Annotated in this window: 16 protein-coding genes; 4 read left to right on the plus strand and 12 right to left on the minus strand. The window is 71.1% G+C overall.

Annotation, left to right across the window (positions count from 1 at the left end):
- Nucleotide 1: 1 nt before the first annotated feature.
- Nucleotides 2-589 carry a DUF1697 domain-containing protein gene (locus AB0F13_RS16935; RefSeq protein WP_362081967.1) on the minus strand — a complete coding sequence of 196 codons (588 nt, stop codon included), beginning with the start codon at nucleotides 587-589 and terminating at the stop codon, nucleotides 2-4.
- Between the two features lie 87 nt (nucleotides 590-676).
- Here AB0F13_RS16935 and AB0F13_RS16940 point away from each other — a divergent pair, with 87 nt between their 5' ends.
- Entirely contained in the window at nucleotides 677-1,795 is a 1,119-nt protein-coding gene (locus AB0F13_RS16940; protein WP_362081969.1) for an alpha/beta hydrolase family protein, read from the plus strand.
- A gap of 81 nt (nucleotides 1,796-1,876) precedes the next feature.
- Here AB0F13_RS16940 and AB0F13_RS16945 read toward each other — a convergent pair whose 3' ends face one another.
- The 6 genes from AB0F13_RS16945 to AB0F13_RS16970 form a co-directional block, all read right to left on the minus strand.
- Nucleotides 1,877-4,894: a glycoside hydrolase family 38 C-terminal domain-containing protein gene (locus tag AB0F13_RS16945; protein ID WP_362081972.1), complete on the minus strand. Its 3,018-nt coding sequence runs from the start codon at nucleotides 4,892-4,894 to the stop codon at nucleotides 1,877-1,879.
- A gap of 12 nt (nucleotides 4,895-4,906) precedes the next feature.
- Nucleotides 4,907-6,985, minus strand: a complete 2,079-nt coding sequence (locus AB0F13_RS16950; RefSeq protein WP_362081975.1) for an endo-beta-N-acetylglucosaminidase — start codon at nucleotides 6,983-6,985, stop codon at nucleotides 4,907-4,909.
- Between the two features lie 129 nt (nucleotides 6,986-7,114).
- Nucleotides 7,115-8,371, minus strand: a complete 1,257-nt coding sequence (locus tag AB0F13_RS16955; RefSeq protein ID WP_362081978.1) for a glycosyl hydrolase — start codon at nucleotides 8,369-8,371, stop codon at nucleotides 7,115-7,117.
- Between the two features lie 36 nt (nucleotides 8,372-8,407).
- The gene (locus tag AB0F13_RS16960) at nucleotides 8,408-9,238 is read right to left on the minus strand and encodes a carbohydrate ABC transporter permease (protein ID WP_362081981.1); all 831 of its coding nucleotides are present in this window, start codon (nucleotides 9,236-9,238) and stop codon (nucleotides 8,408-8,410) included.
- On the minus strand, nucleotides 9,238-10,131 hold the full coding sequence (locus AB0F13_RS16965) for a sugar ABC transporter permease (protein ID WP_362081984.1): 894 nt from the start codon (nucleotides 10,129-10,131) through the stop codon (nucleotides 9,238-9,240). The genes AB0F13_RS16960 and AB0F13_RS16965 overlap by 1 nt, the downstream gene beginning before the upstream one ends.
- A 7-nt stretch (nucleotides 10,132-10,138) precedes the next feature.
- Nucleotides 10,139-11,467: an extracellular solute-binding protein gene (locus tag AB0F13_RS16970; protein ID WP_362081987.1), complete on the minus strand. Its 1,329-nt coding sequence runs from the start codon at nucleotides 11,465-11,467 to the stop codon at nucleotides 10,139-10,141.
- Nucleotides 11,468-11,609: 142 nt separating this feature from the next.
- On the opposite strand from AB0F13_RS16970, the gene AB0F13_RS16975 reads away from it, so the two are divergent.
- Nucleotides 11,610-12,680 carry a LacI family DNA-binding transcriptional regulator gene (locus AB0F13_RS16975; protein WP_362081990.1) on the plus strand — a complete coding sequence of 357 codons (1,071 nt, stop codon included), beginning with the start codon at nucleotides 11,610-11,612 and terminating at the stop codon, nucleotides 12,678-12,680.
- 128 nt (nucleotides 12,681-12,808) lie between these two features.
- Here AB0F13_RS16975 and lysX read toward each other — a convergent pair whose 3' ends face one another.
- The gene (gene lysX / locus AB0F13_RS16980; RefSeq protein ID WP_362081993.1) at nucleotides 12,809-16,183 is read right to left on the minus strand and encodes a bifunctional lysylphosphatidylglycerol synthetase/lysine--tRNA ligase LysX; all 3,375 of its coding nucleotides are present in this window, start codon (nucleotides 16,181-16,183) and stop codon (nucleotides 12,809-12,811) included.
- Nucleotides 16,184-16,426: 243 nt separating this feature from the next.
- Here lysX and AB0F13_RS16985 point away from each other — a divergent pair, with 243 nt between their 5' ends.
- Complete coding sequence (locus AB0F13_RS16985) at nucleotides 16,427-16,621, plus strand: hypothetical protein (protein WP_362081996.1); 195 nt, start codon at nucleotides 16,427-16,429, stop codon at nucleotides 16,619-16,621.
- 37 nt (nucleotides 16,622-16,658) lie between these two features.
- Here the strand turns inward: AB0F13_RS16985 and AB0F13_RS16990 are convergent, their stop codons facing one another.
- The 3 genes from AB0F13_RS16990 to AB0F13_RS17000 all read right to left on the minus strand — a co-directional run bounded on the left by AB0F13_RS16990 (nucleotide 16,659) and on the right by AB0F13_RS17000 (nucleotide 21,092).
- The gene (locus tag AB0F13_RS16990; RefSeq protein WP_362081999.1) at nucleotides 16,659-18,077 is read right to left on the minus strand and encodes a family 2B encapsulin nanocompartment shell protein; all 1,419 of its coding nucleotides are present in this window, start codon (nucleotides 18,075-18,077) and stop codon (nucleotides 16,659-16,661) included.
- A 250-nt stretch (nucleotides 18,078-18,327) separates the two neighbouring features.
- Nucleotides 18,328-19,740, minus strand: a complete 1,413-nt coding sequence (locus AB0F13_RS16995; protein WP_362082002.1) for a family 2B encapsulin nanocompartment shell protein — start codon at nucleotides 19,738-19,740, stop codon at nucleotides 18,328-18,330.
- A 134-nt stretch (nucleotides 19,741-19,874) separates the two neighbouring features.
- Nucleotides 19,875-21,092 (minus strand): phosphodiester glycosidase family protein, encoded by a 1,218-nt coding sequence (locus AB0F13_RS17000; RefSeq protein WP_362082005.1) that lies wholly within the window; start codon nucleotides 21,090-21,092, stop codon nucleotides 19,875-19,877.
- Between the two features lie 223 nt (nucleotides 21,093-21,315).
- Between AB0F13_RS17000 and AB0F13_RS17005 the strand changes: the two genes are divergently transcribed.
- Complete coding sequence (locus AB0F13_RS17005; RefSeq protein WP_362082008.1) at nucleotides 21,316-22,173, plus strand: phosphatidylinositol-specific phospholipase C/glycerophosphodiester phosphodiesterase family protein; 858 nt, start codon at nucleotides 21,316-21,318, stop codon at nucleotides 22,171-22,173.
- On the opposite strand, the gene AB0F13_RS17010 is transcribed toward AB0F13_RS17005, so the two are convergent.
- Nucleotides 22,121-22,618, minus strand: a complete 498-nt coding sequence (locus AB0F13_RS17010) for a hypothetical protein (protein ID WP_362082011.1) — start codon at nucleotides 22,616-22,618, stop codon at nucleotides 22,121-22,123. The genes AB0F13_RS17005 and AB0F13_RS17010 overlap by 53 nt on opposite strands.
- Nucleotides 22,619-22,662 lie beyond the last annotated feature (44 nt).

The raw sequence follows: 22,662 nt of genomic DNA on the forward strand, positions 1-22,662 counted from the left end.
GCTAAGCGGAGCCGGTTTCCACCTGCGCGGCCGCCGGCGCGCCGGGCCGCTCAGCGCCCGCCAGCTCGGCGAGCCTGGTGACGGTGTTCCAGTTGCGTGCGGTGCCCACCGCCCCCAGACGCCGCTCCGACAGGATCTTCGTCAGCTTCGACTCCCGGATGCCCGCCGCGCAGTACAGGTACAGCTCGCGATCGCCCAGCACGAACTCCTCCGGCGCGTACACGGCGGAGTCCAGGCCGGCGACGGCGGACGGGTCGACGGGCGCCGCGAAGAAGGTCACCAGGAACCGCGCGGGATCGACCTCGCGCCCGGCGAACGGGTTGGCGTCAACGACACGCCGGATGTCACTCGATTCACGGACAAGGCAGGTCACCGACAGCCCGAGTTCCTGCTCGATTGCCTGTTCCAGCCCGGCGGCCAGCGCCTCCGCACCGGCGTCAGGATGCGTGAACACCGCATTCCCGCTGTTGAGGTGGGTACGGACGGCCGCACAGCCCATGCCGGCCAGAAGTTCCCGGAGGGTCTGCATGGGGACGCGCTTCTTGCCGCCCACGTTGATGCCGCGCAGCAGCGCTACGTACGTTGTCACACCCGCCACCCTAGTATGACGTGCATCACCACCTTGAGGGAGAGTCAGTTGATGCACTTGGCTTGCCGACGGGTACGACACACGGGCGTGGCGTGGGTGCGGGTGAGACGGGCGGCGGTGCTGGTGCTCGCTCTCCTGCTGCCGCTGCTGGGGGCACAGACAGCGGGCACGGCCACGGCCAAAGCCACGGCCAAAGCCACGGTGACGGCCACAGTGACGGCCACGGCCCGGAAGACCGTGAACCCGGCGCATGTGGCCTGGGAGGTCCCGGTCGGCGACCGCATGCTCGACCTCGCCGTCTCCTCACCTGCCACGGGCGCACCCGTGAAGTGGGTGCGACTGCTGCTGCCGAAGCACTGGTCCAAGACCGCCACCCGCACCTGGCCGGTGCTGTGGCTGCTGCACGGCAGCAACGGCAACCACAAGGACTGGACAGACAACACCCACATCGAGGAGCTCGCCGCCGACCGCGACGTCATCGTCGTCATGCCGGAGACCAGCGCCTGCAGCGGCTACAGCGACTGGTGGAACCACGGCAAGGGCGGCGCCCCCGCCTGGGAGAGCTACCTGCTGAACGAGGTGCGGCCCCTGCTGGAGGGTGGCTACCGCGCCGGAACGAGCCGGGCCGTCGCCGGGCTGTCCATGGGCGGCCAGGGCGCACTCAAATTCACCGCCGCACACCCGGGCATGTTCCGCGCCGCAGCCTCCTACAGCGGCGCCGTCAACCCCCTCTACAAGTCGCCGGACGGCGGGTTCAACGGCCCCGACGCGGTCAAGGCCGGCGGCGCCACGTGCCTGACCGACTGGAAGCGGCTGTGGGGCGAGCCCGGCTACCCCTTCGACACCACCGACCCCGGCGACCTGCGCCAACAGCGGCTGTGGCAACGCAACAGCCCCCTGCACCAGGCCGCCGCGCTCTCCCGCACCCCCCTCTACCTCTCCTACGGCAATGGCACCGACAGCGGCACGGCCTGGAAGTGGGGTGACCCGCCCCCCTCCCCGGCACGCTGCGTCAACCCGCCCGCCCGCGGCCTGGACGTGATCGAACGCGCCGTCCACGGCATGAACCAGCAACTGCGCACCCGGCTCGCCGAACTCCACATCCCGGCCACGGTGTGCGCCCATGAGGGCGTGCATACGTGGCCGTACTGGGAGCGTGAGCTGGTGGCTTCGTTCCCGATGCTGATGAGGGCCGTCGGCGCCTAGTGGAATTGCAGCCCGTCCGGCGTTTGAGGACCGGGGGCCCGGGGGCCCGGGGGCGGAGCCCCCGGTTACGGGAGCCCGGCCTCAGGCGCGTTTCAGCCGCAGCGTCACGATCTCGAACGGCCGGAACGCCAGCGGGACGCCATTGTCCGCCACCTCGGCCGCCCCCAAGGGACGCTCCAGCAGGTCGCACACACCGGCCGACACCACGCCGAACCCCGCCGCGAGACGCACCCGCGCCCGCCCGCCCAGCGACTCGTACAGCCGGACGACGACATCCCCGCTTCCGTCATCCGCCAGCTTCACCGCCGAGACGACGACCGCGTCGTCATCGACGGACACCAGCGGCTCCACCCCCGTGGAGCCCGGCACCCGTCGCTCCGGAAGATTGATCCGGTACCCCTCCCGCACCGCGTCCCCCACGGAGGCACCCGGCACCAGCGCGTAGCGGAAGCGGTGCACCCCCTGGTCCGTGCGCGGGTCGGGGAAGCGCGGGGCCCGCAGCAAGGAGAGCCGAACGGTCGTCGTGGTCCCCGAGCCGCCCGGCCGTCCCGCCCGCGTCACGTCGTAGCCGTACGTGGAGTCGTTGACCAGCGCCACGCCCCAGCCCGGCTCCGCCAGATGCACGAACCGGTGTGCGCACGCCTCGAACTTGGCGGCATCCCAGCTGGTGTTGGTGTGGGTGGGCCGGTAGAGGTGCCCGAACTGGGTCTCGGCCGCCACCCGGTCCGTGTGGACGTCGAGGGCGAACGCGGCCTTGAGGAACTTCTCCGTCTCGTGCCAGTCGACCTCGGTCGCGACGTCGACCCGGCGTACCCCCGCTGGGAGGGAGATCCGCTGCTCGACCCGCGACGCCCCGAAGCAGCGCACCACCCGCACCGAACCGTCGTCCGTCGGCTCCAGCACCTCGACGTCCGTCAGATCGGTGACGGTGTTGCGGTAGAAGTGGTCGACGTCCCACGCGTCCCACATGTTCGGGAAGTCCTGGTGCAGCTGCAGCAGATTGGCCGCCGAGCCCGGCGCCAGGGTTTCCCGGCCCGCTTCCGGGTCGTACACCGAGACCACCAGCCCGCGGCCGTCGACCTCCACCCGCAGCAGTCCGTTGTCCAGCACGAACCCGCCGCCCGCGCGCCGCCGCGTCGTGGCCGGCGCCGGCCGGAGCGCGCCGGCGAGACGCGCGCCGTGCGCCTCGGCGCCGCCGCGCCCGTGCGGCGCCGCGTTGAAGACGACCGTCCCCCCGGACGAACCGTCACCGGCGAGTGCGGTCAGCGCGTCCCCGATGACCGACTCCAGCTCGGCAGCCACCTCCGCGTACGTCCGCGCCGCCTCCCGGTGCACCCACGCGATCGACGTACCGGGCAGGATGTCGTGGAACTGGTGCAGCAGCACCGTCTTCCACAGCCGGTCCAGCCGTTCGTACGGATAGGGAGCCCCGGCCCGTACCGCCGCCGTGGCCGCCCACAGCTCCGCCTCGCGCAGCAGGTGCTCTGAGCGCCGGTTGCCCTGCTTGGTGCGTGCCTGGCTGGTCAGCGTCGCCCGGTGCAGCTCCAGGTACAGCTCACCCGCCCAGACCGGCGCGTGCGCGTACTCCGCGTGCGCCTTCTCGAAGAACGCCGACGGCTTCTCGAAGACGACCTTCGCCGACCCCTCCAGGTCCGCCAGCCGCCTCGCCCGCGCCAGCATCTCGCGCGTCGTGCCCCCGCCGCCGTCGCCCCACCCGGTCGGTGCGAGCGAGCGCGTGGCACCGCCCTTCTCCTGGAAGTTGCGGACCGCGTGGGCGACCTCCTGGCCCGAGAGCTGGGAGTTGTAGGTGTCGATCGGCGGGAAGTGCGTGAAGACCCGGGTGCCGTCCAGCCCCTCCCACCAGAAGGTGTGGTGCGGGAACTTGTTCGTCCGGCTCCACGAGATCTTCTGTGTCAGGAACCACTTCGCGCCCGCCAGCTTCACCAGCTGCGGCAGCGCGGCGGAGTAGCCGAAGCTGTCCGGCAGCCAGACCTCCTCCGTCTCGATCCCGAACTCCTCCAGGAAGAACCGCTTCCCGTGCACGAACTGCCGGGCGAGCGCCTCCGAGCCCGGCATGTTCGTATCGGACTCCACCCACATGCCGCCCACGGGAACGAAACGGCCCTCGGCGACCGCCTTCTTCACCCGCGCGTACACCTCGGGCCGGTGCTCCTTGATCCACGCGAACTGCTGCGCCTGCGACATGGCATAGACGAAGTACGGATCGTCCTCCAGCAGAGCGGTCATGCTGGACGTCGTACGCGCCACCTTGCGGACCGTCTCGCGCAGCGGCCACAGCCACGCCGAGTCGATGTGCGCGTGCCCGACCGCGCTGATCCGGTGCGCCGAGGCGTGCGCCGGCGCGGACAGTACGCCCGCGAGCTCCCCGCGTGCCCGCTGCGCCGTGCCGCCGACGTCCTGCAGGTCCACCGCGTCCAGTGCCCGTTCGACGGCCCGCAGGATCTGCCAGCGGCGCGGTGAGCCGGCCGACAGCTCGGTCATCAGCTGGCCCAGCACGTCCAGGTCCTGGACGAGCTCCCACACCGTCCGGTCGAAGACGGCCAGGTCCATCCGGGCCAGCCGGTAGCGCGGCGAGTCGTCCGCCGTCTCGCGATCGCCGAGCTCGGTCGGCAGGAAGGGGTGGTAGTCGAGGATCACGGGGTTGGAGGAGGCCTCGATGTGCAGCAGCACCTGTTCGCCGCCGGTCACCTTCTCCCCGACGCGCACCCACTGGTTGCGCGGGTTGAGCCCCTTCACCGGAGAGCCGTCCGGCCGGTAGACCAGCCCCTCGCACTGGAACCCCGGCATGTTCTCGTCGAAGCCCAGGTCCAGCAGGGCCTCGACGCTGCGGCCGGCCCACGCCCCGGGCACGGTCCCCGAGACCGTGAACCAGCTGGTGCCCCAGGCCGGGCCCCACTTTGTGCCCACGGCGATGGGCGTGCGCTCGGCGGCGAGCCCTTCCGCGACGGGCACGGGTTCGCCGGGAGCGTGCCACACGGAGACGTCCAGCGGCACCGACTCCGGATACACGGCCGGGCGGATGCGCTCGTCCAGCACCCGCTTCAGGCGGGCTTCGGTGATCGTGCGGTCGTAGTGCATACGTCGGTTTCCTTACGCAGAGGACCTGCCGGCGGACCAGCGGTACGTGACGGAAGCGGGGCGTGAGGCGGCGTACAGCTCGTCCACGGCGCGCACTTCGATCCGCGTGGCCGCCTCGTCGGCCGTACGACGCAGCGCCGGGACGTAGTAGGCATGCCCGCACGTGCCGCCCAGAAAGCGGGAACCACCGCCGGGCAGCGCCTGGCGCAGCTCGTAGTGGCGCACGGTCCCGGAAGCGGCGCCCCAGGCGAGCCGCAGCGCGGCCGTGCCGGCGGGGCCGGGCCGTTCCGCGGTGACGGTGAGGGGCCCCGGCCGTCCGGGCGCGGGCGGGGCTGCGTCGCGGACCGCCAGCCGGCCCAGCCGCCAGCGGACGGGGCCGCCGTCCGGCGCGGTCAGCCGGATGCCGAGGGCGCGGATCGACCGCCCGGTACGGCCGCGCAGCAGCGCCCCGACGCGCAGCGTGGCCGTGGTCCAGCCGTGGCCCCCGGCGCGGAGGGTGCCCGCCGGAAGATACGAGAAGCGGTACGGCCGCTCCTCCAGGGCGACCACCAGTTCCACTCGGACGCCCGCCGAACCGGGGTCGGTGCGGTGGGCCAGGTCCACCACCGTCGCCCTCGACAGCGGCAGCCCGGCCGCGTACAGCTCGATCGTCGCCGGCCCGGCGATCGTGCCGTCCACGAGGAGGCTGCTTCCGCCGTGCCACGCGTCGTCGAAGTCGAAGCCGACGGCCGGCCGGGCACCCGCCGTATGGATCACCCAGCGGCGGCCGGGCAGCCGGTCCTGCAGGCCCAGATGGTTCCAGGCGGTGCCGGCGGTGCGCCGTCCCCGCTCGTACCAGCCGAGCCCGTGGCCGGTGTTGAAGGAGGTGGCGAAGGGCAGCGCGGTGAGCGTGGAGCGGTCCGCGATGACCGCGGCGGGCGCGCGCCACGGCCCGGTCCCGGGGCGGGCCGGGTCGAGGGACGGCCCCGACCAGAAACGGTCGTCCCGTGCGTGGAAGGCGGCGGGGCCGCGGCCGCCCGCCGGGAGGGACTTCCACGTCCACTCGGGCCGGTAGAAACCGAACGAGGTGAGGTGTGGGCGGCCGGCCGGTACGAGCGCGTCCCAGTCGACCCGGGTGTCCCAGCCGTTCGCCTCCACATCGATGCCGGCCCACAGGTCGTACGGGCTCCGCCCCAGGCCCCTCGCGAGCTCGCCCGAGGAGGCCAGGCCGGGGCGGCTCCAGTTGAAATTGAGGAACATGGTGTCGGCCGAGCGGAAGAACGGCGCGTTGCGCTCGTTGAGCTCGTTCTGCCAGGAGATATCGCCGGAGATCGCCATGGCGTCGTACCAGGTCACCCGCAGCCCCTTGCCGCGCGCCCGCAGGTGGCCGACGAAGTCCCGCATGTCCGCGCCCAGCCGTGCGTCCCCGCCACCGGTCTCGGCGTTGAGGAACCAGCCGTCGAACCCGTACGCACGAGCCACCCGGATCAGCTGATCGGCGACCGGGAAGCCGCCCTCCGCGTCACGCCGCACCAGATCCCGTGTCCAGCGCAACTGCCCGCCGTAGGCGGCGGGCGGCAGGAAGACCGTGCCCAGGACCGGCACGCCGTTGCGGTGCGCGGCGTCCACGACGGGCGCGTTCGGTGCGAGGATCAGCCCCTCGCCCGAGGAGCCGCCCCAGAAGACGAGCTCGTCGAGGTAGGCCCAGTGCGTGAGCGCGTAGAAGTCGGCGGTGGCCGAGCCCTGCGAGGGGTTCGCGGAGGTCGGGGCGAAGGCCGCGAGCGCGGATACCCGCGCCTGTCCGGCGCGCGCGGTGCCGTTGGGCGGGGGTGGCGTAAAGCGCGGGGCGAGCGGCACGGTCGCCTTGTTGAAGGGCAGGTCGACGTCGTCCTGCGGCCGCCACGCGCTGAGGCTGCGCCACCGGATGCCGGGACCGGGGGAGCCGGAGGGGAGGCTGCCGGGGTACCAGTAGGAGGCGTACGGCTGGAGGTCGGTGCCGGGGGCGGCCCGGGCGGGGGCGGGCAAGGCAACCGCCGCGATGCCGGCGCCGGCGGTGGCGAGGAGCGCGCGGCGCGTCACGCCGGTGGAACGTGCGGGGTGTCTCCGGCTCATCAAGGCTCCTTCGGAGAGGCGGGCATCCAGCCCGTCCGGGCAACACAAGCCCGTCCGGCGTTTGAGGACAGGGGCCCGGGGCAGAGCCCCGGTTACGGGACGGGCGGGGCTGGGGAGAAAAACCACCGGTCAAGGCACCTGGTCCACGGTCAGCACCTCCGCAATCCCCCGCGCCATCAGATGCCCCGCATCCCCGGCCCACTCAGCCAGCACCACCGCCGGCCGCCCCCCGCCGGCGGCGACCCGCATCCACGCCTCGAAGAAGGCCCCGCCCGGCGCACACACCTCGCGCCGAGGCGCACTCTCCGGGTCGCCCACGTCCAGCGCCAACGCAGTCCGGCGCGCCGCAGGTGCCGCGTGCGCCCTCTCCTCGCGCCACTCCCGTACAAGCCGTGAAATCACCTCTCCCGCAGGTTTGATCCGCCGGTCGTTGGTGAACAGGCCGAGCCCGTACTCCAGCTCCGGGAAGTCCGCGAGCTCACGGTCGACGTCATGGGAGCACCACCAGGTGACGCCCCACACGTCCGGGCAGTCCAGCGCACCGGTGACGGTGGCCTCGGTGAACGCGGCGGCGTGCCCGGGCGGAATATGCGGGGCGGGGGCGCCGACTTCCTGGAGCCAGACCGGCCGGGCCGGGTCCTCGGCCCAGGCCTTGGACAGCTCGATGAGATACGCGGCGTGCAGCCCGGTGGCCGGCCCGTCGTGGCCGTGCCGCTGTGCGGTGCCGTTGAAGACCCACGAGTGCACGGCGGTCATCGCTCCGAGCCGCGCCGAGTGGGCGGGGGTGAAGGGATGCGTACCGTCGTACCAGGCGGCGTCGTACGAGGCGTGCAGGTGCGTCCGGCCCGGCGCGCCCTTCTCGCAGGCGTCGAGCATCCGCCGCAGCCACCGGCCGGCCTGGCCGTGACCGATCCGGTCGGGGTCGGGGTGCGGGCCGCCGGAGAACTGGTTGATCTCGTTGCCGACGGTCATGCCGAGGAAGTTCGGCCGTTCTGCGAGAGCCGCGGCGAGCACACGGAGGTAGTGCGCCTGCGCATCGACGACATCCGGGTCGGTGAAGATGTTCCGCCGGTGCCAGGTGGTGGTCCAGGAGGGGATGAAGTCGAAGCTGGACAGATGGCCCTGAAGGCCGTCGACGTTGACGTCGAGGCCGCGTTCGCCGGCGGCGTCCACCAGCTGCAGCAACTGCTCGACGGCGCGGGGCCGGATGAGGGTGCGGTTGGGCTGGAAGACGGGCCAGAGCGGGAAGACGCGGATGTGGTCCAGGCCGAGGACGGCGATGGAGTCCAGGTCGGCGCGGATGTCGTCGAGGTCGAAGTCGAGCCAGTGGTGGAACCACCCCCGCGTGGGGGTGTAGTTGACGCCGAAGCGGGGGGTGACGGCCATGGCGCGGTCCTCCTCGTTGCTTGCGGGGAAGCGGGGTCAGCCCTTGACGGCGCCTTCGCCGACGCCCCGGAAGAAGTACCGCTGGAGGCAGGCGAACATCACGATGAGCGGGGCGACCGCGATGACGGTCCCGGCGGCGACCAGCCGGGGGTTCTGCGCGAACGTGCCGTGCAGGAAGTTGAGCCCTACCGTCAGGGTGAAGTTGTCCGAGTCCGAGAGCACGATCAGCGGCCACAGGAAGTCGTCCCACGCGCCCATGAAGGCGAAGATCGCGACGACGGCGAGGGTTCCGCGCACCGACGGAAGCGCGATCCGGGTGAACCGTTGCCACACGTTCGCCCCGTCGATGACGGCGGCCTCCTCGATCTCGTACGGCACGGCGCCGAAGGCGTTCCGCATGAGCAGCACGTTCAGGGCGCCGACCGCACCGGGCAGCACGACGGCGGTGAGCGTGTTGTTGAGGTGGAGGTCGCGGACCATCGTGAACTGCGCGATGACGATGGCCTCCAGCGGTACGAGCAGCGCCATCACGAACGCCAGCCCCGCCACCCTTCGCCCCCGGAAGCGCAGCCGGGCCAGGGCGTACCCGGCCATGGACGCGCCGACGAGGTTGGTGAGCACGCTGGCGACGGCGACCTTGAGGGAATTGAGGGCGTAGTCCCACACCGGGATGATGTCGGCGACCTCGGCGTAGTTGCGCAGGGTCGGATGCCGGGGCAGGAAGCGCGGGGGCGAGGTGTAGATGTCCTCGGTCGTGCCCTTGAGCGAGGTGGACAACTGCCACAGGAACGGGCCGACCGTGACGGCCAGAACGGCGAGCATCAGGACGTAACGCAGCGCCTTCTCCCAGCCCGGCGTCCGCAGCATCAGGAGTCCTCCTTCCGGTCGGCGCGCAGGACGATCAGCATCAGCAGCAGGGCGATGACGAAGACGACCAGGGAGATGGCCGAGGCATAGCCGACACGGCCGCTCAGGCCGGTGCCCGTCCGCTGGACGAGCATGACGAGGGTGGTGTCCTGCCCGGCGGGCCCGCCGGTGGGCCCGGCCATGAGATAGACCTCGGAGAAGACCTTGAACGCCGCCACGGACGACAGCGCGCCGACCAGCACCATGGTGGACCGCACCGCCGGGACGGTGACGCTCACGAAGCGGCGCACGGCCCCGGCCCCGTCGACGGCGGCCGCCTCGTGCAGCTCGCGAGGAACGCTCCCGAGCGCCGCGAGATAGATGACCATGTAGTAGCCGAGCCCCTTCCACACGGTCAGCGCCATGGCGCTCAGCAGCAGCAGCCACTCGTCCCCGAGGAAGCCCACAGGCCCCGCGCCGAGGACGTGCAGAGCGCCGTTGACCAGGCCTCGGTCGTCGAGCATCCACACCCAGATCAGGGAGACCACCACGACGGACGCAACGACGGGGGTGTAGAAGGCGGAGCGGAAGAACGTGACGCCGGGCAGCTGCTTGTGCACCAGCAGCGCGAGCAGCAGCGGCAGCAGCACGGTGAACGGCACGACCAGCACCACGTACAGGCCGCTGTTGCGCAGGGCGACCCAGAACTGCTCGTCCTCCAGCATGGCGCGGAAGTTCTCGAGCCCGACCCACTCGCCGGGAGTGAGGGTGCGGGCGTCGGTGAACGCCTTGTGCACCGTGCTGAGGAAGGGGTAGAGGCTGAAGGCCGCGATGACGGCGAGGCCCGGCAGGAGAAGGAGCCACGGGCTGGCGGCGCGGTGGGTACGGACGGGGCAGGCGGGTCGCCGGCGCACGGCGCGGTCAGCTCTGTTCGAGGAGCTTGTTGCTCTGCGCGGCCGCGTCGTCGAGCGCCTGCCGGGGCGACTTCTTTCCCTGCAGAGCCTTGGCGACCTCGTTGCGCAGGACGGTCTTCATCTCGTCGCTCATCACCACGGGCGTGTAATTGACCGCACCCTTGAGCATCTTCGCCGACGCCACCCGGACCCGGCCCTCGTCGCTGCCGTCGTCCTTCGTCCAGTACGGGTCGTCCAGTGATCCCTTGGTACTGGGGAAGACGGCGACCTTGTGCGCGAAGGACTCCTGGTTCCTGCGGTCCGTGACGAAGTGCGCGAAGGCGACCGCCGCCGCCTTGTGCCTGCTCCGCTCGCTGACGGCCAGACCCATCACATACATATTGGGCCTGCCGGTGTTGTTGGGCGCGTCGGTGATCCCCAGATTGCGGTGGAGAGTGGGCGCGTTCTTCCTGAACGTCTCCAGATCATGTGCACTGCCCGGATTCATGGCGACTTTCTGTTCAAGAAACTTCTGGCCCGATTTCTCCGGGGTATTGGTGAGCGCCTGCGGATCGAGTCCGCCGTTGTCGTAGAGCTCCTTGTACTTGCCGAGCAGTTCGACGCCCTTCGGCTCGTTGTACGTGAACTTCGTGGCGTCGCCGTTCATCAGGCGTACCCCGTAACGGCCGAAGTCCTCGATGGAGGGGGTACCCGCGAGAGTGGCCGTCCTTCCGCCGGACTGCCGCGCCATCCGGTTGGCCACGGCGAACAGCTCGTCATAGCTCTTCGGCGGCTTCTCGGGGTCGAGGCCCGAGTCCTTGAAGAGCGTCTTGTTGTAGAAGAGCGGCCCGGTGTTGAGATACCAGGGGAAGGCGTACGAACCGCCCAGCCCGGGCAGCACATTGCCCTGCCAGGCCTCGGGCGTGTACTCGTCCTTGAACCGGACGGTGGCCTTCTCCTTGTCCAGGTTCATCAGCAGCCCCGCCCTGGCCAGCGGATAGGAGAGGTCGGGGGAGACATTAACGACGTCCGGGAGAGTGCCGGCCCCGGCGTCGGCGCTGAGTTTCTCGGCGTAGTGCTCGGCTGGCTGGTCCAGCCACTTGACCTTGACACCGGGGTGCTGTTCACCGAAGTCCCGGATGAGGCCGTCGAAGTACTCCTTGAAGTTGGCCCGCAGATTCCATGTCTGGAAGGTGATGTCACCTTCGGCTTTCCCCTCCGCGCTCGACGCAGCGGCGTCGTCCCCTCCTGCTCCGCAGGCGCCGAGCGTCAGGACGGCGGCGAGGAAGGGCACGGCGGTGGCGACGGCTCTACGGGACCGGGATCGGGATCGTGACCTGGGCCGGGATATGGGCATGGCCGACGAGCTCCTTCGATCATTCTGGCCGGGAGGAGGCAGCTCAAAACCTGCACCCGCAACGGGAGTCACGTCAATACTCCCGCCAACGGCTAATGCGCTTTAGTGTGTTGCTGCTCCAGCACGTGAGAGGGGAACGGTCATGCGCCGTACGCCGGCCCGCCGCCCGACGATGAAGGACATCGCGCGCCGCGCGGGCGTCTCCGAGAGCGCGGTGTCCTTCGCCCTCAACGACCGGCCCGGCGTCTCCGCCGCCACCCGCGACCGGGTCCGCCGCGTCGCCGACCAGCTCGGCTGGCAGCCCAGCACCGCCGCCCGGGCCCTGTCCGGACAGGGCCCGGCCACCGTCGGGCTCGTCCTGGCCCGGCCCGCCCGTACGCTCGGTGTCGAGTCCTTCTTCCTCCAGCTCGTCTCCGGGATCCAGGAAGCGCTCGCCGTCCGCCGCCTGGGGCTGCTCTTCCAGGTCGTGGAGGACCTGGACGCCGAGTGCGCGGTCTACCGCCGCTGGTGGGCCGAGCACCGCGTGGACGGCCTCCTCGTCGTGGACCCGCGCGACGGCGACCCCCGTCCGGCACTCCTCGCGGAGCTGGGCCTTCCCGCCGTGGTCATCGGCGCGCCGGCCACCGGCACCGTCCCGTACGGAGCCGCGATCTCCACCCTCCGGGCCGACGACACCGCGGCCATGGCCTCGATCATCGACTACCTGCACGGCCTCGGCCACCGCCGCATCGTGCACATCGCCGGCCTGCCCGGCCTCGCCCACACCAGGCGCCGGATCGACTCCCTGCACGCCGAGGCCGCCCGCCGCGGCCTGCCCGACGTCGCCTCCATGACCACCGACTACTCCGACGCCCAAGGCGCCGAAGCCACCCGCCGCGTCCTCGCCTCCCCGCTCCCACCCACCGCGATCGTCTACGACAACGACGTGATGGCCGTCGCCGGCCTGGCCGTCGCCGCCGAGAGCGGCGTGCCCGTACCGGCCGGACTCTCCATCGTCGCCTGGGACGACTCCGTACTCTGCCGCAACACCCATCCCGCCCTCACCGCCCTGGCCCGCGACACCGCCGCCTTCGGCCGCCACGCCGCCGACCACCTCATAGCCCTCCTGGACGGCGCCCCCACCACCGACGCCCAGGCCACCCTCCCGCGCCTGACCCCCCGGGCCAGCACGGCTGCGGCACCGGTCACGGAGGGAGGCGGCCCCGGATCATGACTGCTCCTTTCCACCTCCGTCCGCTCTGTGCCGCCGTCGGTGGCTTCCAGTTTGGACCCCCTCGGCAGCCAGTTGGATCACTGCTTGGCGAATTAAGAACTTACCCGCGTGGACTCCGCGTTGCCTGCTCAGCGGTGCCGCACCAGGGGGAACGGCAGCGTCTCCCGGATCGACAGCCCCGTAAGAAACATCACCAGCCGGTCCACGCCGATTCCCAGCCCGCCTGTCGGCGGCATCGCGTACTCCAGCGCCCGCAGGAAGTCCTCGTCCAGCTCCATCGCCTCCGGGTCGCCGCCCGCCGCCAGCAACGACTGGGCCGTCAGGCGGCGGCGCTGCTCGACGGGGTCGATCAGCTCGGAGTAGGCCGTGCCGAGCTCGGTGCCGAACGCCACGAGGTCCCAGCGCTCGGCGAGCCGCGGATCGGCCCGGTGGGGGCGGGTGAGGGGCGAGACGTCGGTGGGGAAGTCCTTGAAGAACACCGGCAGCGTCGTCCGCTCCTCCACCAGCCGTTCGTACAGCTCCAGGACGATGTCGCCGCGCCCGTCCTCCGGCCGGTGCGGCACGCCCGCCGCGTCGCACTGCGCGCGCAGTGCCGCGACCGTGGTGTCTGCCCCGATCTCCTGGCCCAACGCCTCCGACAGCGCCCCGTAGACGGTCTTCACCGGCCACGGCCCCGAGATGTCGTACTCGACCCGCTTGCCGTCACCGTCCGCCCGTACCGCGATCGCCGAGCCGTGGGCGGCGACGGCCGCCTGCTGGATCAGCTCGCGGGTCAGGTCCAGCATCACCTCGTAATCGGCGAAGGCCTGATACGCCTCCAGCATCGTGAACTCGGGGTTGTGCTTGTACGAGACGCCCTCGTTGCGGAACGTCCGGCCCAGCTCGAAGACCTTCTCCATGCCGCCGACGCACAGCCGCTTCAGATACAGCTCGGGCGCGATCCGCAGGTACAGGTCGAGGTCGTAGGCGTTGATGTGAGTGGTGAAGGGACGGGCGTTCGCGCCACCGTGGATCTGCTGGAGCATCGGCGTCTCGACCTCCAGGAAGCCCCGGTCGAGCAGCCCCTGGCGCAGCGCCTGTACGGCGGCGCTGCGCGCCCGTACGGTCCGCCGGGCCTCCGGGGAGACCGCCAGGTCCACGTAGCGCATCCGGACCCGGGCCTCCGGGTCGCTCAGCCCGCGTCGCTTGTCGGGCAGGGGGCGCAGGCACTTGGCGGTCATCCGGGCACGGGTCACGAAGACGGTGGGCTCGCCGTGGTCGGTGGTGCCGGGTTCGCCCTCGGCCTCGATGTGGTCGCCGAGGTCGATGTGGGTGGCGAACCGCCGCAGCAGCTCCTCGCCGGAGCCGTCGCGGGTGAAGGCCAGCTGGAGGTCACCGGACCAGTCGCGCAGCACGGCGAAGGCCACCCCGCCGTGGTTGCGTTTCAGCAGCACCCGGCCCGCCACGGTCACCCGCTCTCCGGTACGGGACGAGGGCGGCAGTGCGGCGACGACGGTCCGTACCGCAGCGAGGGTGTGCGTGCGGCGGGCGTCGGCCGGGTACGGGTCGACGCCCGCCGCACGCAGCCGCTCCAGCTTCCGCCGCCGCACCCGCACCTGCTCAGGCAGCCCCGCCAGCTCGTCGCCCTCGGCCGCCCCGGCACCGGCGCCGGTGGCCGTGGTGAAGCCGAGCTCGGAGAGCGAGGGCAGGCCCGCCGTGGAGGCCGGGCGTGCCGCGCCCCTGGCCCGGCCCCGGCGCCACAGCTTGCCCAGGCTCGGCACGGCAACGAAGCCCTCCGCGATGCCGGCGGCCAGCCCGATCCGGGCCAGCGCCCCGGCGTCGGCGTAGCACAGGAACCGGGGATGCCACTCGGGGTTGTACTTGACGTTCGAGCGGTACAGCGCCTCCAGCTGCCACCACCGCGAGAAGAACAGCAGCAGCTTGCGCCACAGCCGTAGCACCGGCCCGGCGCCGATGCGCGCGCCCTCCTCGAAGGCCGACCGGAAGACGGCGAAGTTGAGGGAGATGCGTTTGATGCCGAACCGCCCGGCCTGCGCGCACAACTGCGCGACCATGAACTCCATGACACCGTTGGGTGCTGCCCGGTCGCGCCGCATCACGTCCAGCGAGACCCCGTCGGTACCCCACGGCACGAACGACAGCAACGCGATCATCGTGCCGTCGTTGTCGAACGCCTCGACCAGCAGACAGTCGCCGTCGGCGGGGTCGCCCAGCCGCCCCAGGGCCATGGAGAAGCCGCGCTCGGTCTCGGTGTCCCGCCAGGCGTCGGCACGCCGGATGACCTCGCCCATCTCCTCGTCGGAGAGCACCGCGTGGCGCCGGACGCGTACGGTCGCCCCCGTTCGCTCCACCCTGTTGACGGCCTGCCGGGTCACTCGCATCTCCCGGCCCTCCAGGTCGAACGAGGCGACCTGGAGGATGGCTTCGTCACCGAGCTGCAGGGCGCCCAGCCCGGAGCGGGCGTACGCCTTGGCGCCGTCCTCGCTGGCGCCCATCACGGCGGGCTGCCAGCCGTAGCGGCCCGCGAGTTCGAGCCAGGCGTCGACGGCCGGGGTCCAGGCCTCGAAGTCGCCCAGCGGGTCACCGGAGGCCAGACAGACGCCCGCCTCGACGCGGTAGGTGACGGCCGCCTTGCCGCTGGGGGAGAAGACGACCGCCTTGTCGCGGCGGGTCGCGAAGTAACCGAGGGAGTCCCGGCCTCCGTAGCGGCTGAGGAGGGCGCGGATGCGCGGCTCCTCGTCGTCGTGCAGGGCCGCCTCCAGACGCTGCGAGCGGAAGAGCGCCATGGCGGCGTTGAGCAGGGCCAGCGCGCCGAGGAGACCGAGGAGGAAGTACACCCAGTGCGGTGGGTAGCCGGTGAAGTCCCGTCCGCTCACCAGGCCGCCGCAGACCTTGTTGGCGGCGAACAGCAGCCGGTTGCCGCCGCCGCGCTCCAAGGTCCCCGGGAAGAGCGACACCAGTGCCCAGCCCAGCAGGATGGCGACGGCCAGGCCGGCCGCGAGGACGAGCAGCGCCCGCAGGAAGGCACCGCGCCGGGAGGCGGCGTAGAACTCACGCCGGGCCAGGATCAGCAGCGCCATCGCGGCGATGCACAGCACCAGCGAGGGGATCGTGTCCCAGTAGCCCACGGCCAGCAGCACCACGTCCGTGAACAGCAGCAGCGCCAGGTAGCCGAGGACGAACCAGAGCGTGACCCGCTTGCGCGCGGCCGTCGCGGCGGCGAGCAGCAGCAGGAAGACGGCGTAGGCCAGGTTAGAGGCCGTGGGGACCGTCAGCAGGTCCAGCGCGTCCGTCAGCGGCCGGGCCGCGCGCCGCAGCGGCGGAATGAGCGAGGTGACCGCGCAGAAGACGCCGAGCAGCCCGAAGAAGAGCGCGAACCCGTTGGGAACCCGGTGCAGGAAGCGGCGCCAGGCGCTGTCCCGCCCGGCCGTCTCGGGGCCGGCCTCCCGTGCCGTCGTTCCCTGCGCCGTGGCGGGACCGCGCTCCCGGACTGTGCGGCTCATTCTGTCAGCCTAGGCACGGCCGGGGCCGTACGCCCGTCGAACGCCGCCGCACACGGCAGCCGGATGGGGACCGCCCTGTTCGTCCGGGGCGTTCGCTCTTCTCATGGCTTTTCATGGCTTGTCATGGTTTTTCGCGGGTGATCGACGAATGTCCACCCGAATGGAGTATGGCTGTCGCACCGGCTGCGGGCCCGCGATGGGCGACACTGACGAACACCCGCCGCTCCGCCGAGGAGGTACACCATGGCCGTTTCTATTTCGGTGGTCCTGTTGCTTCTGATCCTGGCGGTGGTGTTCATGCGCAGCGGGGGGCTGCGCATGTCACACGCGGTGGTGTGCGTGCTGCTCGGGTTCCTGCTCGCGAGCACGAGCATCGCGCCCACCATCTCCCACGGGCTCCACGCCACCGCGCAGTTCGTCAGCGGCGTACGACCCTGACCGGCCTGCCCGCCCCCGTGAGAGGGCGGGGACCGGGTCAGCGTCCGGTCTCGACGTCCTCCAGAATGCCGAGCGCATCCGGCACCAGCACGGCCGCCGAGTAGTAGGCGCTCACCAGATAGGACGAGACCGCCTGCTCGTTGATGCCCATGAAGCGTACGTTGAGGCTGGGCCGGTACTCATCGGGAATGCCGGTCTGGTGCAGGCCGACGACGCCCTGGTTCTCCTCGCCGGTCCGCATCGCGATGATCGAGCTGGTGCCCGCCGCGCTGACGGGGATCTTGTTGCAGGGCAGCAGTGGCACGCCTCGCCACGAGCGCACGGCGGTGCCCATGACCTCGATGTTCTTCGGGTACAGGCCCCGGCTGTTGCACTCGCGGCCGAACGCGGCGATCGTGCGGGGATGGGCCAGCAGGAACTCGGTCTTGCGCCGCCGGGACAGCAGTTCGTCGAGGTCGTCGGGGGTGGGCGGGCCGCTGCGGGTGTGGATGCGCTGGCCGAGGTCGGCGTTGTGGAGCAGGCCGAACTCGCGGTTGTTGATCATCTCGTGCTCCTGGCGTTCGCGCAGGGCCTCGACGGTCAGGCGCAGCTGTTGTTCGACCTGGTTCATCGGCTCGTTGTAGAGGTCGGCGACCCTGGTGTGCACCCGCAGCACCGTCTGGGCGACGCTCAGTTCGTATTCCCTGGGCCTCAGTTCGTAGTCGGCGAAGGTGCCGGGAAGAGCGGGCTCACCGACGTGCCCGGAGGACACCGCGATGTCGGCCTCGCCGCGGTTGTTGGCCGGCCGCGAGGGGCGGGAGGAGAAGTCCGCGACGTGCGTGCGAAGCGCCTCGGAGCGGTCGGCGAGCTCCTGGAAGGCCTGCAGGGGCAGAGCCAGCACCGTGCAGCGGGTCAGGGCGCGCACCGTGAAGGCCCACGTGGCGTCGGGCTCCAGTGGCACCCGCTCGCCGAAGTAGGCGCCGCTGGCCAGGGTGCCCAGCGCGATCTCGTGCCCGTACTTGCCGGTGCCCGTCTTGGCGAGCTTGCCGTGGGCGATCAGGAAGATCTGGTCGGCGGGCCGGCCGGCCTCCACGAGGGTGTCGCCCGCGGCGTACTCGCGCTGGACGAAGGCGTCCGCGAGTGACTCCAGCACGTCACTGTCCTCGAAGCCCCGCAGGAGCGGCAGTTCGCCCAGCTCGGGCGGGATGACCCGCACGTCCGTACCGGTCGAGACGAATTCGACGCGGCCGTTCCCGACGGTGTAGGTCAGCCGGCGGTTGACCCGGTAGGTGCCGGCGGACACCTGCACCCAGGGCAGGACGCGCAGCAGCCAGCGCGGAGAGATCGCCTGCATCTGGGGTACGGACTTGGTGGTCGTCGCGAGCTGGCGTGCCGCGTCGGTGCCCAGGCTCAACTGTTCACTCAGCTGTGTCTGCGTCGGCTGCTCGGAGTGCTCCGGCTCGACTGACGTGGTCATTGGTGATGATCACCCATCTGTGAGAAGCGTGGCGCGAAACGTGGTGCGGAAGCGCGGCACGGGGTCGCGGCACGGACGTGAGGCGGACACGACGCGGACGTGAGACGAGGGGGCGACGCGAGAGGGGACGCGATGCCGGGAGGAAGACCTGCAGTCCGCCGGCCCCGCTTCCACCGGCTCGTCGGGTCCGGTGGCGGCTGAGCGGGGCCGAGCGGCCTGCGGGCGGCAGGACGTTTCTTGCGGCTCTGCGTCAGTGCCCGATTTCGACGTTCTCGAGAATGCCGAGAGCGTCGGGCACAAGAACTGCGGCCGAATAGTAGGCGCTCACCAGATAGGAGATGATTGCCTGCTCGCTGATGCCCATGAAGCGGACGGAAAGGCTCGGCTGATATTCATCGGCAATTCCCGTCCGGTGTAGACCGACGACACCTCGGGACTCCTCTCCCGTGCGCATCAGCAGGACCGAGCTGACGCCGGTCTCGCTGATCGGGATCTTGTTGCAGGGAAAGATGGGCACGCCACGCCAGGCGGGCAGCGAGTGACCGCTGACGTCGACGCTGTCGGGGTAGATGCCCCGGCGGTTGAACTCCCGGGCGATCGCCGAGATGGTGCGGGGATGTGCCAGCAGGAAGCCCGGGTCCTTCCAGACCGTCGCCAGCAGTTCGTCGAGGTCGTCGGGGGTGGGCGGGCCGCTGCGGGTGTGGATGCGCTGGCGCAGGTCGGCGTTGTGGAGCAGGCCGAACTCGCGGTTGTTGATCATCTCGTGCTCCTGGCGTTCGCGCAGGGCCTCGATGGTGAGCCGCAGCTGTTGCTCGACCTGGTTCATCGGCTCGTTGTAGAGGTCGGCGACGCGGGAGTGCACCCGCAGCACCGTCTGGGCGACGCTCAGCCCGAACTCGCGTGGGGACGGCTCGTAGTCGGCGAAGACACCGGGCAGCGACGGCTCTCCGATGTGGCCGGAGGCCACGTCGATGGCCGACTCGCCGTGCTCGTTCTGCGGGAGGCCGGAGCGGGCGCGATATGCCTCGACATGGGACCGGAGCATCTGCGAGCTCTCCAGCACCTGCTGGAACTCCTGGCGTGGCATCGTCAGCGCCGTACAGGCCGTCACGGCCCGGACGGTGAAGTCCCAGTTGCCCGCTTCGCGGGCGGCCAGCGCTTGGTCGCCGAAGTATCCGCCGTCCGCCACCATGCCGAGCACGGCCGGTTCGCCGTACTCGCCCTCGTGCACCTTCGCGGCCTTGCCGTGAGCGAGGAGCACGACCTGGTCGGCCGGCTGTCCCGCCTCCACCAGCACGTCACCCGGAGCGAACTCCCGCTGCGTGAACCGCCCCGCCAGGGCCTCGAGCACCTCCCGGTCGGAGAAGCCGCGCAGCAGCGGCAGCTCGCCCAGCTCCGCCGGAATGACCTGCACATCGGCCCCGGTGTTGAAGAACTCCACCCGGCCGTCGCCGAGCCTGTGCGTCAGCCGCCGGTTCACCCGGTACGTCCCACCGGAGACCTGGACCCATGGCAGCAGGCGCAGGAGCCACCGTGAGGTGATCCCCTGCATCTGGGGCACTGACTTGGTCGTGGTCGCCAGATTGCGGGCCGCCTCCGTGCCCAGACTCAGCCGGCCCGGTGAATTATCCGCGCCGGCCCCGGACTCCACTGACGTCGTCATATTCGAATGCCCACCCATCCAGTGCGGAATCGCCCGTCACGAGGCCTCCATGAATTCCCGCTCGACCCCTTTCGAAGTTAGCAGTGGGATTCTGTGGGTGCGATCACTCAAAAGGATGGGATTGAAAGCTGATGTCAACGTCGGACAAAAACCCCGATGCCGTTGGCCACAGGCCGCTCCACCCCACCCGAGGGGTGGTTGCGCACCGTCGCGTTCGCACTGTCCTGCCTGCGGGTCACGAGAGTGGAGGACCCGCCGCCGTCCAGATTGAAGGCGTCCACGGCCCCCAGCTTCCGCATGGTGCGGGCCAGTTCGGCGACGGTCAGCCCGGACCGGTAGGCGGCGCCGCCGTCCAGCGCCAGGAGGTACAGCCGCCGTCCACGGTCGGCCAGACCCGCCGCCGTGCGCACGGCCGCGGTAGCCCTGTCCAGGCCGGCCAGGAGTTCGCCTCCGCGCAGGATCGGAAAGCCGCCGATCGCGAACCGGAACGCCCCGCCCCGCCGGGGTCGCAGCCGCTGCTCGACGGTCACGCGGTCGCCGACCTCCAGCTTCCGCAGCTCGCGCGCCCCTTCCTCCCGTCCCACCAGCACCACTGAACCGCTCGCGATCGCGCCCCGCCCGGGCCTTTCCTGTACCGAGGTCACCCGGCCGCGCCGCACGGTCAGTTCGAAGGTGTCGTCGCTGCACGGCGCGCTGCGGTCGGTGTCCGTGCCACACGTCGCCCGCAGCCGTGAAGTCGTGCCCCACGCGGACGTGAAGGCTCCGATGCCGTCCACCGGCAGGGCGTACTGATTGAAGCCGCTCAGCGGCAACTCGTCGTCCTCCGTCCGCACGGACCCCTCCAGTGAGAGCCGGTCCATCCGTGCCACACGGTTCGTGCCCACGCCGAAGACGTCCTTGGTGCTGCCGCCCGGTGGCATCGCCGGCCCGAAGCGCTGCCCGTCCGGCACCGCCGCCTTCAGGAAGTGCCCGCCGGAGACAGCCGGGCCGACCGGTGCGCCCGTGGCTTCCACGCCCGGGTGCTGGGCCTCCGCGATGTTGAAGAAGTCACCGTTCACCGCGCCCACCGCGGCCCGCTGATCGGCCAGCCGGGACACCTTCGCCCGCTCCCCGACCGCGCCGGGGTACAACAGGTCCACCGAGACCCGCCGGTTGCGCAGATCGACGGTGAGCAGATGCCCGTACGCCGGTCCGTGCGAACCCTTCAGCGAGAAGCCCCGGTACGTCACCCCAGGCGCGATCGCGGCCGGCGCGCCCAGCTGCGGCGGGGAGAGCTCCTCCGTGCCTGCCCACGCCGTGCCTCCGCCCACCAGCGAGACCCATGCCACCAGCACCGTCAGCACCGCGCGCACGCGGCCTCCACGTCTATCCACAGTCACCCCAGAGGTCCCGTCAACTCTGCCATGACGCAAAAGACTTAACCATTCCCCGAAAGAACGACAGGGAAAGCCCTGGCGTCGGCCTGGGCAACTCTCCACTCGTCCCTGTCAAACGGCCCGGTGGGCCCCGATACTCACAGTCATCAGCACGCGCAGCCCCTGCTATTCGCTCGACGAGCCGCTGGGAGGCACCCTCATGTCCTGTACGCGCCGAGCTGCCGTCATCACCCTCGGAGCCGGGCTCGCGGGCTCCCTCACGACACCTGCCCACGCCGACTCGCCCGCCATGGACGACGCGGAGCGCGGCAAGCGCCCGCTGCCCCAGGCCCACGCGCACAACGACTACGCGCACCCCCACCCGCTCGCCGACGCGCTCGCGCACGGCTTCAACAGCGTCGAGGCCGACATCTGGCTCGTCGGGGACAAGCTGCTGGTCGCGCACGACGCCTCGGGGCTCGACCCCCGGCGCACGCTGGAGGCCCTCTACCTCGACCCGCTGCTGCGCCGTGTCAGAGCCAACCACGGGCGCGTCCACCGCGGATACGACCTGACGCTGCAGCTGCTCATCGACATCAAGACCTCCGGCGAGAGCACCTACCGGGCGCTCTCCCGGCGTCTGCGCCCCTACCACTCGATCCTCACCGTCAGCGCCGGCGGCCGGGTCCGCCGGTCGGCCGTCACCGCTGTCGTCTCCGGTGACCGCGGCGCGCGGGTGCCCATGGAGGCCGAGACGGTACGGCATGCCTTCTACGACGGCCGTCTCACCGACCTCGGCGGTGCGCCCGCCTCCTTCGCGCCGCTGGTCAGCGACAACTGGAGCCAGAACTTCACGTGGCAGGGCACAGGTCCGATGCCCGAGCGGGAGCGGGCCGCGCTCCGACGGATCGTCACAGCCGCACACGCCGAGCACCGGAAAGTGCGGTTCTGGGCCACGCCGGACCAGCCTGGGCCGGCGCGGGAAGCGCTCTGGCGGGAGCTGCTCGCCGCAGGCGTCGACTATCTCAACACCGACGATCTCGCGGGCCTGGAGGCCTTCCTCCGCGGAGCTCGCTGAGCACCCGCCGCACCTCCGACCGGGGGACGGCCGGCAGCAGCAGCGCGACCGCGTGCAGCAGCTTGCCGAGCACGAAGGTGGTGTCCGGCGTGGCGCGCACCAGCTCCCGTACCGTCTCCGTGTCTCCCCGCCACACGGATTCGAGCAGCACTGCGACATCCGGTGCGGCCTCCTCGTCCGTCTCGACCCAGCCGGGCTCGTCCGGCAACCGCCTGACGAAGTGCCGCAGTACGCGGTCGGCGACGTCGGGCCGGTAGGCCTTGTCGACGGCCTCGTTGGCGATCCAGGCGAGCGCGGAGACGAGGTCCCGGGCCTCGTCGGTCGCCATGGCCTCGGGCAGGGAGTCATCGAACGCCGCCTGGTTGCCGTGCCGGAAGGCCAGCAGGAGGCGAGCCGCTGCGGCCTTCGCCTCGGTGACGCGCAGCTGGGTAATGTCGGCAGTCATCCGTTGAATCGTACTGTTAGCGGATCTTTATCCCGATAACGCCA

Origin of the sequence: Streptomyces sp. NPDC026206 (assembly GCF_040638465.1) — a bacterium.
In the GTDB taxonomy this organism is placed as follows: domain Bacteria; phylum Actinomycetota; class Actinomycetes; order Streptomycetales; family Streptomycetaceae; genus Streptomyces.